The 14,186-nt window shown below is 70.8% G+C and carries 14 protein-coding genes and 1 pseudogene; 10 read left to right on the plus strand and 5 right to left on the minus strand.

Annotated features, from left to right (window positions below; genetic code table 11):
• Nucleotides 1-268: 268 nt before the first annotated feature.
• The 5 genes from H8B08_RS03940 (at nt 269) to H8B08_RS03960 (ending at nt 4,053) form a co-directional block, all read left to right on the plus strand.
• Nucleotides 269-1,057 (plus strand): hypothetical protein, encoded by a 789-nt coding sequence (locus H8B08_RS03940; protein ID WP_187448895.1) that lies wholly within the window; start codon nt 269-271, stop codon nt 1,055-1,057.
• A gap of 123 nt (nt 1,058-1,180) precedes the next feature.
• On the plus strand, nt 1,181-2,014 hold the full coding sequence (locus tag H8B08_RS03945) for a hypothetical protein (RefSeq protein ID WP_187448896.1): 834 nt from the start codon (nt 1,181-1,183) through the stop codon (nt 2,012-2,014).
• A 108-nt stretch (nt 2,015-2,122) separates the two neighbouring features.
• On the plus strand, nt 2,123-2,494 hold the full coding sequence (locus H8B08_RS03950) for a YciI family protein (RefSeq protein ID WP_187448897.1): 372 nt from the start codon (nt 2,123-2,125) through the stop codon (nt 2,492-2,494).
• A complete protein-coding gene (locus H8B08_RS03955; protein WP_187448898.1) occupies nt 2,491-3,774 on the plus strand; it encodes an RNA polymerase sigma factor in 1,284 nt (427 codons plus the stop codon). Before H8B08_RS03950 ends, H8B08_RS03955 begins: the two co-directional genes overlap by 4 nt.
• A gap of 57 nt (nt 3,775-3,831) precedes the next feature.
• Nucleotides 3,832-4,053, plus strand: coding sequence for a hypothetical protein (locus H8B08_RS03960; protein ID WP_187448899.1), 222 nt, complete (start codon nt 3,832-3,834; stop codon nt 4,051-4,053).
• Here the strand turns inward: H8B08_RS03960 and H8B08_RS03965 are convergent, their stop codons facing one another.
• Nucleotides 4,054-4,515 (minus strand): DUF4126 domain-containing protein, encoded by a 462-nt coding sequence (locus H8B08_RS03965; protein WP_187448900.1) that lies wholly within the window; start codon nt 4,513-4,515, stop codon nt 4,054-4,056.
• Between the two features lie 191 nt (nt 4,516-4,706).
• Here H8B08_RS03965 and H8B08_RS03970 point away from each other — a divergent pair, with 191 nt between their 5' ends.
• Nucleotides 4,707-6,260: a PAS domain-containing sensor histidine kinase gene (locus H8B08_RS03970; RefSeq protein WP_187448901.1), complete on the plus strand. Its 1,554-nt coding sequence runs from the start codon at nt 4,707-4,709 to the stop codon at nt 6,258-6,260.
• Nucleotides 6,261-6,294: 34 nt separating this feature from the next.
• On the opposite strand, the gene H8B08_RS03975 is transcribed toward H8B08_RS03970, so the two are convergent.
• Nucleotides 6,295-7,071 carry a hypothetical protein gene (locus H8B08_RS03975; protein WP_187448902.1) on the minus strand — a complete coding sequence of 259 codons (777 nt, stop codon included), beginning with the start codon at nt 7,069-7,071 and terminating at the stop codon, nt 6,295-6,297.
• 232 nt (nt 7,072-7,303) lie between these two features.
• Nucleotides 7,304-9,157, minus strand: a complete 1,854-nt coding sequence (locus H8B08_RS03980; RefSeq protein ID WP_187448903.1) for a phosphoenolpyruvate carboxykinase (GTP) — start codon at nt 9,155-9,157, stop codon at nt 7,304-7,306.
• A gap of 397 nt (nt 9,158-9,554) precedes the next feature.
• On the opposite strand from H8B08_RS03980, the gene H8B08_RS03985 reads away from it, so the two are divergent.
• Nucleotides 9,555-9,905 (plus strand): hypothetical protein, encoded by a 351-nt coding sequence (locus H8B08_RS03985; RefSeq protein ID WP_187448904.1) that lies wholly within the window; start codon nt 9,555-9,557, stop codon nt 9,903-9,905.
• 192 nt (nt 9,906-10,097) lie between these two features.
• Here H8B08_RS03985 and H8B08_RS03990 read toward each other — a convergent pair whose 3' ends face one another.
• Nucleotides 10,098-11,141, minus strand: a complete 1,044-nt coding sequence (locus tag H8B08_RS03990; RefSeq protein WP_187448905.1) for a rod shape-determining protein — start codon at nt 11,139-11,141, stop codon at nt 10,098-10,100.
• A 198-nt stretch (nt 11,142-11,339) separates the two neighbouring features.
• A complete protein-coding gene (locus H8B08_RS03995; protein ID WP_187448906.1) occupies nt 11,340-11,573 on the minus strand; it encodes a hypothetical protein in 234 nt (77 codons plus the stop codon).
• A 202-nt stretch (nt 11,574-11,775) separates the two neighbouring features.
• Between H8B08_RS03995 and H8B08_RS04000 the strand changes: the two genes are divergently transcribed.
• The 3 genes and pseudogenes from H8B08_RS04000 to H8B08_RS04010 all read left to right on the plus strand — a co-directional run.
• On the plus strand, nt 11,776-12,699 hold the full coding sequence (locus tag H8B08_RS04000) for a hypothetical protein (protein WP_187448907.1): 924 nt from the start codon (nt 11,776-11,778) through the stop codon (nt 12,697-12,699).
• A 125-nt stretch (nt 12,700-12,824) separates the two neighbouring features.
• The gene (locus H8B08_RS04005) at nt 12,825-13,472 is read left to right on the plus strand and encodes a 2OG-Fe(II) oxygenase (RefSeq protein ID WP_187448908.1); all 648 of its coding nucleotides are present in this window, start codon (nt 12,825-12,827) and stop codon (nt 13,470-13,472) included.
• 131 nt (nt 13,473-13,603) lie between these two features.
• Nucleotides 13,604-14,186, plus strand: a pseudogene (locus H8B08_RS04010) (hypothetical protein); the annotation flags it as partial.

A 14,186-nucleotide genomic window follows, 5' to 3' on the forward strand; every position in this document is an offset into this window, starting at 1 on the left:
GACGTGGCGGCCCAAGACGCGAACCCGCTTCCACCGCAGCGCCGTCCGGCTTCATCGCAGACGCCTGGGCCGCAGGCTTGTGGCTCAGGCGGTCGCGGGGCGGGCCGAGGCCATGGCGCGAGCCCATCGGCGCTCGCGTGGCGAGGCAACGTTTCGACGCAAGAATGTCGGACTTCGTCGAGTCTCTGCTGCCAAGCCTGGCGACAGCTTCACTACTCCGCCCGATGTCGGCCCCGTTGGGGTGGTCGACGATACTTCGGGGGAACCAGTGAAAGTCACGCTACTCGCGACGGCGGCCGCCGCCGTCCTGTTCGCCGCCGCGCCCGCCCTGGCCGGCGAGGTCGTCGGCCACGTCGACGCCGGCTACAGCCTGCAAAGCTGGGACTTCGAGGACGGCGACAGCGCCGACAACACCGACCTGTCGCTCGGCGGCGGTTTCGCGACCGCCTTCGGCAACGGCCTGGTGCTGCAGGGCGACGGCCAGATGAACCGCTACACGTGGGACGGCGACGAGGAATCCAGCAGCTTTGGTTACGCCGCCGTGCATCTGGCGACGCGCAACGACCAGTACGCCTTCGGCGCGTTCGCGGGCGAGCTGGGCTATTACAACAACAGCGGGCTGATGGGCGGGGTCGAGGGCCAGGTCTTCCTCGAGCGCGCCACCCTGTCCGGCTCCCTCGGCTATGCGCAGGTCGACGACTGGTTCGCGGACGTTAAGGGCTGGAGCGCGCAGGCAGGCGCCAAGTATTTCGTGAACGACAACTTCTCCGTGGACGCTGCGGTCGGCTACGGAGACTGGGACGCCTGGTCGGAGTTCAACAACTGGAACGCCAGCGTGACCGGCGAGTACAAGTTCGCCGGGTCGCCGGCCAGCGTGTACGCCGGCTATCGCCACGACGAGAATAGCTACGAAGACGACGACGGCATCGCCATCGACACCTTCACGATCGGCTTGCGCCTGGCTTTCGGGGCCGCGACCCTGCGTGACCGCGACCGTCACGGCGCCAGCCTCGACGGCGCCAAGGCCATGGCGGACAACTTCGTCCACTACTACTGAGGCGCCGGCCGGCGGCTCGAGCCCGAACGGCCCCGGAAGACCTCCGGGGCCGTTTTCGTTGAAGGTTCTCGTCTTTCGCCGATCACGTCTGCATGCTCGTGGCGAGGCGGCGGGAGCGAGACGATGGGCTTGTTCGATTGGCTGTTCCGGACCAACGCGGCGTCGAGTCGGGAGGCGGCGGCGCTGACCGCCGTGGCGGCCGCGCGCGACGAGCGGGATGGGCGGTCGCGCGAGACCGAGCCCGAGGCCTGGGCCGACGCGCAGTTCGAACTGGCCCGGGCCTTGCGCGCCTACGGCGAGGTCCGCCAGCCGCGCGGCGTGACGGCGGCCGAAAGCGAAGCCGAAGCCGCCGCCCGCATCGCGCCCTTCCTTGAAGCCGAGGCGCCCCTGCGCGCGGCGCTGGAGGTGCTCACGCGCGAGAGGGCGCCGGACCGCTGGGCCGATCTCCAGCAAGAGCTCGCGCGGCAGCTGCGTCGGGTGGGCGAGATCCGGTACGACGATCCGAGCCTGCTGGAGGCGGCCGCCGACGCCGCCCGCGCGGCCGTGGCGATGCGCACGCGCGAGCGCGCGCCGGAGGCCTGGCTGGAAAGCCAGCTCGAGCTGGCGGAGATCCTGTTCGACAGCGCTTCAAACACCAGACCTGGAAGCCAGGAACTCTACGACGCCGCGGTCGCGGCGTTCCGGACCGCGGCGGCCTCGACGGCGTACATCGACCGGTCGCGGTCGTGGGCCTGGACCCGCTCCCGGCTTGCGCTGGCGCTGATGCATGCGGGCTCGATGACGGACGCGCCTGCGGAGCTGCGTCAGGCGATGCTGCGCGAAGCGGTGCAGGTGGCGCGGGAAGCCGAGGCCTGGGCCGCCGGGGCGCGGGACAAGGCGCTCGCGTCCGACGCCAGGGGCGTGGCGGACTACGCCGAGACCTTCCTGCAGATGCACGAGGAAGGCGCCGGGGCCTGAACGCGGGGAGGGGGCGCCCGCCTCTCCGAAAACCGTCGTTTTGTTTCTGCTTCGGTGTCGGCTAGGGGCAGACTGTTTCGTCCTCAGCCTGACGCAGGAAGCCCGCCCATGCTCTACGCCATCCTCTGCTACGACTCCGAAGACGTCGTCGGCGCCTGGTCCAAGGAAGAGGACGCCGCCGTCATGGAGCGGCTGGGCGCCGTGCAGGAGAAGCTGTCGGCGCAAGGCCGTCTCGGCCCGGTGGCTCGCCTGTTGCCCACCACCGCCGCCACCACCGTGCGCAAGGGCAAGGAAGCGCTGATCATCGACGGGCCGTTCGCCGAGACCAAGGAGCAGCTGCTGGGCTTCTACGTGGTGGACTGCGACAGCCTGGAGGCCGCCATCGAGGTCGCCCAGGACCTGGGCCGCGCCAGCGGCTCGGCTGGCGCGCACGAGGTGCGGCCGCTGATGCTCTACCGTCCCGGAGATATGTCGACGTGAACGACCTCGGCTGGATCGACGCGGCCCTGACCTCGGCCCGACCCCAGGCGGTGGGGGCGCTGCTGCGCTACTTCCGCGACCTGGACACGGCCGAGGAGGCGTTCCAGGAGGCGTCCCTGCGGGCGTTGAAGACCTGGCCGAAAAACGGACCGCCGCGTGATCCCGCCGCCTGGCTGATCTTCGTCGGGCGCAACGCCGCGCTTGATCATGTGCGCCGCCAGAGCCGCCACACCGCCATGCCGGCCGAGGAGCTGGTCTCCGACCTCGACGACGTCGAGGCGCCGCTGGCCGATCGGCTGGACGGGGCGGACTATCGCGACGACGTGCTGCGTCTGCTGTTCGTCTGCTGCCATCCGGACCTGCCGGCCACCCAGCAGATCGCCCTGGCCCTGCGCGTGGTCTCGGGCCTGTCGGTGAAGCAGATCGCGCGCGCCTTCCTGGTCGGCGAGAGCGCCATGGAGCAGCGCATCACCCGCGCCAAGGGTCGCATCGCCCAGGCCGACGTGCCTTTCGAGACGCCGGGCGCGGTCGAACGGTCCGAGCGGCTGGGCGTGGTCGCGGCCATGATCTACCTGCTGTTCAACGAGGGCTATTCGACCGCCGGGGCGACGGAAGCCGCCGCCCGCGCGCCCCTCGCCGAGGAGGCGATCCGGCTCGGACGGCTCCTGTTGCGGCTGTTCCAGGCCGAGCCGGAGATCATGGGCCTGACGGCGCTGATGTTGCTGCAGCACGCCCGCACGGCGGCCCGGTTCGACGCGCAGGGCGATGTCGTCCTGCTGGAGGATCAGGACCGAAGCCTCTGGAATCGCGCGATGATCACCGAGGGGCTGGCCCTGATCGACAAGGCCGTGCGCCACCGTCGGCCCGGGCCCTATCAGGTGCAGGCGGCCATCGCCGCCCTGCACGCGCGGGCCGCTCGGCCCGAGGACACCGACTGGGCCCAGATCGAGCTGCTCTACGCCACGCTGGAGCGTCTGCAGCCCTCGCCCGTGGTCACGCTGAACCGGGCGGTGGCGGTGGCCCAGGTGCGCGGGCCGGAGGCGGCGCTGGCGATGGTCGAGCCGCTGGCCGAGCGGCTGGGCGGCTACTTCCATTTCCACGGCGTGCGCGGGGCCCTGCTGCTGCAACTGGGGCACGGGGCCGAGGCGCGCTCGGCCTTCGACCAGGCCGTGTCGCTGGCCGGCACGGCGGCGGAGGCCGCGCATATCCGCATGCATCTGGACCGGCTGGAGAAGGACCTTCCCGCTGACCGACGTCGCGGAACCGTCGTCGAGCTGTGATCGGGCCGAGACGGGGGATCAGTAAACGTCGCGGCGAAGTCGCCGGAGCGCCCGTTCGTGACGCCCTACCTGTTCTACGTGTTCGGCCGCGCCGGGGCCGACGACCTCTATGTGCTCAACTGCGTCGACGACCCCGAGGCGCGCGCCCGGGCCGAATGGCTGCTGACCCTGCATCCGGGCCGGGATCGGGTCGAGGCCTGGGACGAGGCCCGTCCGGTCTGGATCGCCGAGGTCGAAGCGCCGGCCGAGGCCGAGCCGTCGCTGGCCGTCGCCGCCTGATCAGGCGGCGGCCCAGACGATCAGCACCGACGCCACGATGGTGAACGCGTCCTCCAGCAGGGCGGCCGGCAGGTCGCGGCCGAACGCCCTGGCCAGGCGCATGCGCACCGCGTAGCCGCCGAAGGTCCCCGCCAGCGCCCCGATCGCTCCGGCCGCCGCGCCGCCGACCAGGGCGCCGTGGGCCGCGCCCAGGGCCGCGCCGCTGAGGCCGCCGGCGAACAGCCGTCCGATCAGCAGGGCCGGCGCCTTGCGGCTCGGGGTCTTCGGCAGCTTGTCGCCGATCAGCTCGGCGATCGCCGCCGCCGTGAACAGCCAGGGCGTGATCGGCGCGCCCATGAACCCCAGTGGCCCGCCCGCGAGGGGCAGACGTCCCAGCCACGCCGCCCAGGCGACGACCGCCAGGGGCGTGGCCGTGCGGTGGCCCGCGACGACGCCGATCAGCAGGGCGAGGATCAGGATCATCGGCGCGCTCCCGACAGGGTTCGAGAGCCTCTACCGCGGCCGGTCCGCGCCGGTTCCGCGCCCGCCTGTCCGTAAACTAACGGACTCTATGGAACCGGTTCGGAGCTTGCGCGTTTTTAGCTGCACAGTTCTGCGCGCGCCGTTCGGGGGCGGCCGCGTGCGCCACGTATCCCCGCGATTATATTGAACAAATGTCCAAGCTCACGCCTGCGTCCTCGCACGTCTCGCTCTCCGCCGACCTCGGCGACGACCGTTACGAACGGTTGGTTCAGGCGGTGGTGGACTACGCCATCTACCTGCTCGACCCGAACGGGCGGGTGCAGAGCTGGAATTCCGGCGCCGCCCGCATCAAGGGCTACGGCGCCGAGGAAATCGTCGGCCAACCGTTCTCGCAATTCTACACGCCGGAAGACCGCGAGGCGGGCAAGCCCGAGCGGGCCCTGCGCCTCGCCGCCGAAGCCGGCCGCTTCGAGGACGAGGGCTGGCGCGTACGCAAGGACGGCAGCCGGTTCTGGGCCATGGTCGTGGTCGACGCGGTACATGACGACGACGGCCGGTTGATCGGCTTCGCCAAGATCACCCGCGACATCACCGAGCGGCGCGAGGCGCAGGAGCGCCTGGCCGAGGCGCGCGAGCAGCTGTTCCAGTCGCAGAAGATGGAGGCGCTGGGCCGTCTGACCGGCGGCGTCGCCCACGACTTCAACAATCTGCTGACCTCGGTGCTGGGCGCCACCCACCTGGCCCAGCGGCGGGCCGGCGGCGATCCGCGCCTCAGCGAACTTCTGGACACGGTGCGCACGGCGGCCCAGCGCGGCGGCGACCTGACCCGCCAGCTGCTGGCCTTCGCGCGGCGTCAGCCGCTGTCGCCCGAGCTGCTCGACCTGCAGCGGAGCCTGCCGGCGACGGCGGGGATCGTGCGACATTCCCTGGGGCCGGACATCAGTCTGGTGCTGGAACTGTCCGACCAGCTCTGGCGGATCGAGGTCGATCCCGGCCAGCTGGAGCTGGCGCTGCTCAACCTGGCGGTCAACGCCCGCGACGCCATGCCTGACGGCGGCGTGATGCGGATCTGCGCGCACAACATCACCCTGAACGGCCAGACCGACGGCCTGGTCGGCGACTTCGTGGCGATCAGCGTCGCCGACACCGGGCCGGGGATTTCGCCGGAGGTGCGCGACAAGGTGTTCGAGCCGTTCTTCACCACCAAGCCGGTGGGGGAGGGCTCGGGCCTGGGGCTCAGCCAGGTCTACGGCTTCGCCCGCCAGTCGAACGGCGCCGCGACGCTGGAGAACGCGCCGTCGGGCGGCGCGGTGGCGACGGTCTATCTGCCGGCGGCCGCGCGCGCCGGGACGGTGGCGGACGCCGAAGGCGGCGCCGAGGTGCTGGTGGTCGACGACGATCCGGTCGTGGCCATGCTGGCCGCCGACATCCTGGAGGAGCTGGGCTGCCGGGTGCGGGTGGTGACCAGCGCCCGCGAAGCCCTGGCGGTCCTGCCGGTCGAATGCGGCCTGAAGCTGGTGTTCAGCGACGTGGTCATGCCCGGCGGCCAGAGCGGCCTGGAGCTGGCCCGCGAAATTCGCCTGCGGCGGCCGGAGCTGCCGGTGCTGCTGACCACCGGCCACAGCGAAGGGGTGGCGGCCCATCCCGGCGAGTTCCCGGTCCTCCCCAAGCCTTACGAGCCGCAGCAGCTGGAGGCCTGGATCCGCCGGCTGCTGCCCACGGCGCCCCGCCTGGCGGCGAGCTGAGCGCTCCCGAGCCCGCCTCGGGAGCGCCCGGGGCTCAGTAGTGCAGCAGGTGATCGCCCAGCGCCTGGGCGCCGGTGAGCGACACGCCCTTGCGGTCGCGCTCGCGCACGGTGGCGGCCCCGAAGTTCAGCCGCACGCCGACCGTCAGCGTGTCCGAGCCGTACTCGTAACGCGGGAAGTCGTTCCGATCGCGGCGGGCGGCCGCGAACAGGCTGACGGGAACGGTCTCGAACGGCTTGTACTCGGCGTCCACGCCGGCGTTCCAGCCGGTGATCTCGCGCCGAGCGCCGTCCCAGTCGACGTAGCCGGCCGCGGCGCCGAGCGCGAGATTGTCGGTCAGGTACCAGCGGCCGGAGACCTGGGTGTCCCACAGGCCGTAGCTGGAGCTGTAGCCGTCGAACTCGGCCTTGGCGGCGGAGACCGAGACCATGGCCTTAGAGAGTTCGGCCTGGGCTTCCACGCCGGCCAGCGCGCCGTCGGCCCCGTAGAAGGTGGTCGCCCCGGCGAAGGCCCCGACGGTGTAGCGCCCGAGGCGCTTGAAGCCGTGCACGGCCGCGAAGCCGACGCTGTCGCGGCCGTCCTCGCCGCCCCAGGCGTAGCTATCGGAGCGACCGTCCACCTGCACGCCCCAGCCGTTGGCGAAGGTTGTCGCGGCGGCGCCGCTCAGCGCGACGTCGGTGTTGTCGACCGGCCAGCCGTCCCACTCCCAGCGAACGGCGCTGTAGGACAGGTCGGCGCGCCCGACGGTTTCGGCGGCAACGGCAGGGGTGGCCGCGATCGCGGCGACGAGGGCGAAAAGCGGAACTCTCATGACGCGTGACTCTCTCGATGGGCGCCCGCTTGCGGCGAGGCGCCTCTACTCACGAGCGAGTCCTAAGGTGCGTCGGATGGGAATAAGTTACTGAAATTACGCAGGGTTTGCGGCGAAGTGTCGCAAGTCCGTGCATTAAGGGACGCCGGCTTCACGGCGGCGGGACAGGCAGCAAAAAGGGGCGCCGGATTGGTCCGGCGCCCCTTCCGTTTTCAGGTCAGGCGCGAACGCCTCAGCCGTTGACGACCTTGGCCTTCGGGGCCGCGCCGGCGGCCAGACGCTCGACCAGGGCGGCGTGCTGGGCCCAGAGGGCCTTGGGCAGGCGCTCGCCGAACTTCTCGTAGAACGGCGGGATCAGGGCGGCTTCCTCGGCCCAGACGTCGGCGTCGACGCTGAGCAGCAGGTCGAGGTCGGCGTCGGACAGGTCGAGGCCGGCGGTGTCGAGCGCGGCCTTGGTCGGCAGGCGGCCGATCGGGGTGTCCACGGCCTCGGCGCGGCCTTCCAGGCGGTCGACGATCCACTTCAGCACGCGGCTGTTCTCGCCGTAGCCCGGCCACACGAACTTGCCGTCCTGGCCCTTGCGGAACCAGTTCACGAAGAAGATGCGCGGCAGTTTGTCGGCCGAGGTCTGCTCGCCCATCTTCAGCCAGTGGCCGAAGTAGTCGCCCATGTTGTAGCCGCAGAACGGCAGCATGGCGAAGGGATCGCGGCGCAGCTCGCCGACCTTGTTCTCAGCCGCGGCGGTGCCTTCCGAGGCCACGTTGGCGGCCAGGAACACGCCGTGGGCCCAGTCGAAGGCCTCGGTGACCAGCGGCACGGCGCTGGCGCGGCGGCCGCCGAACAGGATGGCCGAGATCGGCACGCCGGCCGGGTCTTCCCATTCCGCGGCGACGGCGGGGCACTGGCCGGCCGGGGCGGCGAAGCGGGCGTTCGGGTGCGCGGCCGGCTCGCCGAGTTCCGGCGACCAAGCGCGGCCCTTCCAGTCGGTCAGACCGGCCGGGGGCTCCTTGGTCAGGCCTTCCCACCACACGTCGCCGTCCGCGGTCAGGGCCACGTTGGTGAAGATGGTGTTCTCGCGCAGGGTCTCCAGCGCGTTCTTGTTGGTGTTGCGGCTAGTGCCCGGGGCGACGCCGAAGAAGCCGGCTTCCGGGTTGATCGCGTACAGACGGCCGTCTTCGCCGAAGCGCATCCAGGCGATGTCGTCGCCGACGGTCTCGGCCTTCCAGCCGGCCAGGGTCGGCTGCAGCATGGCCAGGTTGGTCTTGCCGCAGGCGGACGGGAAGGCGGCGGCCACGTAGCGGACGTCGCCCTGCGGCGAGGTCAGCTTCAGGATCAGCATGTGCTCGGCCAGCCACCCCTCGTCGCGGGCCATGACCCCGGCGATGCGCAGCGCGTAGCACTTCTTGCCGAGCAGGGCGTTGCCGCCGTAGCCCGAGCCGTAGGACCAGATTTCGCGGGTCTCGGGGAAGTGGACGATCCACTTGTCGTCGTTGCACGGCCAGGCCACGTCGGCCTGACCGGCCTCGAGCGGCGCGCCCAGGGTGTGCACGGCCGGCACGAAGAAGCCGTCCTCGCCCAGCTGGTCCAGCGCGGCCTTGCCCATGCGGGTCATCACGCGCATCGACACGGCCACGTAGGCGCTGTCGGTGATCTCGACGCCCAGGGCGGAGATCTTCGAGCCCAGAGGCCCCATGCAGAACGGGACGACGTACATGGTGCGGCCGCGCATGCAGCCGTCGAACAGGCCGCCCAGCTTGGCGCGCATCTCGGCCGGGTCCATCCAGTTGTTGGTCGGACCGGCGTCGATCTCTTTTTCAGAGCAGATGAAGGTGCGGCTTTCGACGCGCGCCACGTCCTTCGGATCGGACGCGGCGTAGAACGAGTTCGGACGCTTGGCGGAATCCAGGCGGCGCAGGGTGCCGGCCTCGACCAGGGCGTCGGTCAGCTGGGTCCATTCGGCGTCGGAGCCGTCGCACCAATGCACGCGCTCCGGCTTGGTCAGGGCGGCGATCTCGCGCACCCAGGCGATCAGACCCGCGTGGCGGGTGGGGGCCTGCTCGAGCCCGGGGGTGTCGGTCGTCTGCAACTCGGTCTCTCCACTGGGACCGGGCGCGCGCGTGCGCAGCCCGGACGGGACAAGCCCGCCGGCGCGCGGCGGAGTCGCGCGTCTCTAGCATGGCTGCTCCTGTTTCGGGAGCATGAGTTCACGCGATCGTCACGTGATGCGGCAATATCTCACCCTTGTTGCACTGCAGCAAGGGCAGGAAGTTGCCGTAACGTGGCGCCTTTAGGGTGGAAAATTTGTGCAAATACGGTGCGACAATCCGCCGTTCCCGCCCGGAAACCCTGAATAGTCTTATGCAAATTGTTGCAAGTGGTGGCCGCCCGAAGGTGGGGCGTCCGGTCGCGCGTCCGTTCGCCCGCGCGACGGGGCTCCCGGTGGGGATCAGATTGGCTCCCTGATCAGGAATCGGGGCGGGGCCATGAGCGAGCCGGCGACAATCGCGGGCGTGGAGATGACCGAAGACGGCGGGCTTTCGCTGGCGCTCGACGAAGCCGGTACGATCCGGCGGCTGTCGCTGGCGGCCGGCGACGTGCCGCTGCTGGCGCGCCTGCTGGCCGAAGCCATGGCCGCGCGCGGCGCCGGCCTGGAGCTGGACGCCCGCGACGTGCTGATGAAGCCGCCGTCCGGGCCGGGCGACCTGCCGCGCCTGGCCTTCCTGGCTCCCGGCTGGCCGCCGATCGCCATGGCCCTGGACTGGAAGGTGCTGCACGGCCTGGGCCTGGCCGCCGACGCGGCCCTGCAGGCGGCCCCGCCGGGCGCGGCGCAGTAGGCCTGCCGGCGCCGCGTCGCCGGCGTTCTGAAGCCCCCCGCTCACTGACCGCGAGCCCGCCGGCCGGCTACGCGGCTTCGGCGTGCCTGCCGCACGCTCCGGCCTGCGGGCCGCGGCCGATTAGAAACGAGAAAAGGGCGCGACGGTCACCCGTCGCGCCCCCTCAGCTTCAGGTCGGAAGGCCGGGCCGGCTTAGGCCAGAGCGCCTTCCATCACGCCCTTCATCCACTTCGGGTGCTCGAGCACCTTGCCGCAGCCCAGCGCCACGCAGGACAGCGGGTCGTCGGCGACCGACACCGGCAGGCCGGTCTGTTCGCGCAGCTCGGCGTCCAGGCCGCGCAGCAGGGCGCCGCCGCCGGTCAGCATGATGCCCTTGTCGGCGATGTCGCCGGCCAGTTCCGGCGGGGTCGCTTCCAGGGCCACCTTCACCGCTTCGATGATCTGCGACACCGGCTCGGCCAGGGCCTCGGCGGCCTGGCGCTCGGAGATGCGCACTTCGCGCGGCACGCCCTGCATCAGGTCGCGGCCCTTGACCACCACCGACAGGCCGTCGCCGTCCAGCGGCACGCGGGCGGCGGCGATGTCCTTCTTGATCCGCTCGGCGGTGATCTCGCCGATCATCAGGTTATGGTTGCGGCGGACGTAGCTGATGATGCTGTCGTCCATGTGGTCGCCGCCCACGCGCACCGAGCGCGAATAGACGATGCCCGACAGGGACAGCACGGCCACTTCCGTGGTGCCGCCGCCGATGTCGACCACCATCGAGCCGGTGGGCTCGTGGATCGGCAGGCCGGCGCCGATGGCGGCGGCCATCGGTTCGTCGATGAGGCCGACCTGGCGGGCCGAGGCGTTCAGGCAGCTGTCGTTGATGGCCCGGCGCTCGACCGCGGTCGCGCCCGACGGCACGCACACCACCACCTTCGGGTTCACGAAGTTCTTGCGGTTGTGAACCTTGCGGATGAAGTGCTTGATCATCTCCTCGGCGACTTCGAAGTCGGCGATGACGCCGTCGCGCATCGGGCGCACGGCTTCCATGTGGCCGGGCGTGCGGCCCAGCATCTGCTTGGCTTCGAGGCCGACGGCGTGGACCACCTTGCGGCCGCCGACGTTGCGGAGGGCCACGACCGAGGGCTCGTTCAGGACGATGCCCTTGCCGCGCATGTAAATCAGGGTGTTGGCGGTGCCGAGATCGATCGCGATGTCGCTGGAGACGGCGCCGACGAGGGTTGAGAACATGAACGGTCCCGGTTGTTCTGAGAGACGGATGATCGGGGCGCGCCCCGGGGACGAAATTGTCGTCTTTGCGGCCCGGCGTATCGGCGCTCGTTGTCGCACCCAAGCCGTAATCGCGCAGATCGCGCCCTCATACCGGAAACGAGTTGTGGATAACGGCCGGACCCGCCGCCCAGGGCGGGTCCGGGCTACGGCCTGCGCCTAGTTCGTCGTCTCCGGCGCTTCCTCTTCCTCTTCGTACTCGTCGTCCTCGAACTCCTCGTCGTCGAACACCTCGTCGTCGACCTCGGGGATCATCTCCAGCAGGGTCTCCATGATCGCCGCCATCTGCTCCGGCGCGATCTCGTAGGCGTGCGTGGCCTCGCCGTCGCCGATGTGGAGGAGATAGCCGTCCTCGGTTTCGTCGATGTCGAACTGAGCCAGCGGCTTGGCCATGGCGGCCCTCCTTCTCGATGCGCGGGCGACGCGCCCGTCTCAGCGACATAGGCGCCACGGGAAGATTGCCAAGCGCAAGCCTGGAATGCCGGTTTTGCGCCGCTCAGGGATCATACGTTTGTTAGCCGGGGTTCTCCCGATGGCGCACGGCGCGGCTTCGCGCCGACAGTGCCGGACCGAAAGGCCGCAAGGGGAGACGATTATGTTGCGCAGCATCGCTGGGATCGGCGCGGCGGCGGCCGCCCTGCTGGCGGGGACCGCCGTCGCGGCCGATGACGGCGCGGCCGACGACGCCGCGACGGCCTACGACTACGCGGCGGCGTGGGACGACGCAGGAGCGTCCAACGACTACGCCGGCCAGTATGTGCCACAGCCTGACTGGACCGAGCACGGCGGCTGGCGGTTCGCGGTGACGCCTTACCTCTACCTGCCGATGATCGACGGCAAACTCCGCTACGACATCCCGAAGGGCACCGGCAACCGGCCGACGGTGAAGATCGACGCGAAGGACATTCTCGAAGCCCTGAACTTCGCCTTCATGATCTCCGGCGAGGCGCGCAAGGGGCGCTGGGGCGCGTTCACGGACGTGATGTACGCCGATCTGGACGCCGACCGCAGCAAGGTGCGGACGCTGACCGGACCGGGCGGGCGGGTGCAGGTCCCGATCGACGTCGGCACCGACGTGGGCGTGAAAACCTGGCTGTGGACCCTGGCGGCGGGCGCGGAGCTCGGCCATCCGGGCGGTCGGGCCAGCGTCGAGGCCTTCGCGGGCTTTCGTTATCTCACGGTCGACACCGACCTGAGCTGGTCGTTCGCCGGGCCGCTGGACGAGTTTCCGCAGACGGGCAGGGTCTCCCAGGACGAAGACATCTGGAACGGCATCGCCGGCATCAAGGGCCAGGTGGCGCTGGACTCGAACCGGCGCTGGAACGCCACCTATTACCTGGACGTCGGCGCGGGCGATTCAGACCTGACCTGGCAGGCGATCGCCGGGATCGGCTACGCCTACGACTGGGGCGACCTGCGCTTCGCCTGGCGGTACATCGATTACAGCCAGTCGGCCGACAAGCTGGTGAACGACATGAGCCTGAACGGCCCCGCCTTCGGCGCGACCTTCAGGTTCTGACCGTCAAATTCCGACCCGCGGCGTGGAACCTTGGCTGGGATAACGGCGTTACGTGCCGAATAGCGGGGAGCTGCGTCATGCATCATGAACTTCAGTCCGCCGCGTCCGCGGCGCGTGCGCCGGCTATGCAAGCCGGCTTTCCGGTGCTCGATCTAGAAGCGTTGCGTCAGGCTGAAGTGAAGACTGATCCGTACGTCTACCTGCACGGGACCGGCGTGGTCCGGCCGGAGATGATCGCGGCGGTGCAGGCCAGCTTTCCGGACATCCGCACGACCGGTTTCCACCCGGTCGAGGACTACGCGCCGCACGGCGCTTTCGGCGAACTGATCGACGAACTGCGCGGCGAAGCGCTGAACGAGGTGCTGAGCGACAAGTTCGGCATCGACTTCACCGCGCTGCCCCAACTGATCACCATCCGCAAGCTGTCGGCCGCCCACGAGGGCCGGATCCACACCGACGGCGACAAGAAGGTGATGAGCCTGCTGATCTACCTGAACGACGCCTGGGACTCGCCGGCCGGGCGGTTCCGCGTCCTGCGCGGCAAGGACGACTTCGACGACTACGCCGCCGAGGTCCCGCCGGAGACCGGCGCCTTCGTCGCCTTCCTGCGGGCCGACAACTCCTGGCACGGCCACACGCCGTTCGTCGGCGAGCGGCGCGTGGTGCAGGTGGCTTGGCTGCGCAGCCAGGAAGACGTCGACCGCAAGCGGCGCACCCATGGCGTGCTCGGGGCGCTGAAGCGGATATGGGCGCGTCCCGCGGGCACCGCCTGAGCTCCAAGCTCCGCCACGGAATTGGCCAAGTCGTCTCGCTAACCTCCACGGTGCGACGCGTTCGCGCATTTGCGCGGACGCGTCGGCGCGACATGGTCTGAATTCGCGTCCGTCGGTGCAGGAGTTTTCGCATGCAGCCGCCCTCCGACCGCAAACCGCCCGCCAACCCCTTCGAGCGGCGCAGCCCGTGGGGGCGCATGCCGCACTCCATGACCGAGCCGCTGGCCGGAGGGGCCGTCACGGTTGCGCCCGGCGATCCGGCCAAACCCGCGCAGCCGGCGACGGCGCCGGCGGCGCAGGTCCCCAAGCGCGCCGCCCGGGCCGGAGCGGCGGCCCCCGTTGCGGAGGCGCCGCCGCCCAAGCCGCTCGTGCGGCCCTCGGCCCAGACGAGGCCTGCGGCGCCGGCCGAAGCCTCACAGAGCGTCCAACAGGCGAACGGCCGGGCGCGGCACGACGTCGGCACGGCGCGGCCGGCCCTGTTCGTGCCGACGCCGCCGCGCGGGCATCCCCCGTCCACCGGCGCGATCCTTCGCCAGTCGCTGGCGCCGCCGCCGGAACCGCCGGCCAAGCCTGCGCCCGCGAAGTCCGAGCCGGCGGTCTCGCCCGCCAGCCTGGAGGCGAAGAGCCGCCGCTTCGCCGGCGAATTCCTCACCGCGCCCAGCTCACGCCCGGCCCGGCCGCAGGCCGCGCCGCGCCCCGCGGCCGAGGCTGTCC

Source organism: Caulobacter sp. 17J80-11 (assembly GCF_014349105.1).
In the GTDB taxonomy this organism is placed as follows: Bacteria; Pseudomonadota; Alphaproteobacteria; order Caulobacterales; family Caulobacteraceae; genus 17J80-11.

Excerpts from the sequence above, each read along its gene's own strand:
- H8B08_RS03945 (WP_187448896.1), top strand. The coding sequence starts at position 1,181 with ATGGGCTTGTTCGATTGGCTGTTCCGGACCAACGCGGCGTCGAGTCGG.
- H8B08_RS03950 (WP_187448897.1), top strand. The coding sequence starts at position 2,123 with ATGCTCTACGCCATCCTCTGCTACGACTCCGAAGACGTCGTCGGCGCC.
- H8B08_RS03965 (WP_187448900.1), bottom strand. The coding sequence starts at position 4,515 with ATGATCCTGATCCTCGCCCTGCTGATCGGCGTCGTCGCGGGCCACCGC.
- H8B08_RS03970 (WP_187448901.1), top strand. The coding sequence starts at position 4,707 with ATGTCCAAGCTCACGCCTGCGTCCTCGCACGTCTCGCTCTCCGCCGAC.
- H8B08_RS03975 (WP_187448902.1), bottom strand. The coding sequence starts at position 7,071 with ATGAGAGTTCCGCTTTTCGCCCTCGTCGCCGCGATCGCGGCCACCCCT.
- H8B08_RS03985 (WP_187448904.1), top strand. The coding sequence starts at position 9,555 with ATGAGCGAGCCGGCGACAATCGCGGGCGTGGAGATGACCGAAGACGGC.
- H8B08_RS03990 (WP_187448905.1), bottom strand. The coding sequence starts at position 11,141 with ATGTTCTCAACCCTCGTCGGCGCCGTCTCCAGCGACATCGCGATCGAT.
- H8B08_RS03995 (WP_187448906.1), bottom strand. The coding sequence starts at position 11,573 with ATGGCCAAGCCGCTGGCTCAGTTCGACATCGACGAAACCGAGGACGGC.
- H8B08_RS04000 (WP_187448907.1), top strand. The coding sequence starts at position 11,776 with ATGTTGCGCAGCATCGCTGGGATCGGCGCGGCGGCGGCCGCCCTGCTG.
- H8B08_RS04005 (WP_187448908.1), top strand. The coding sequence starts at position 12,825 with ATGCAAGCCGGCTTTCCGGTGCTCGATCTAGAAGCGTTGCGTCAGGCT.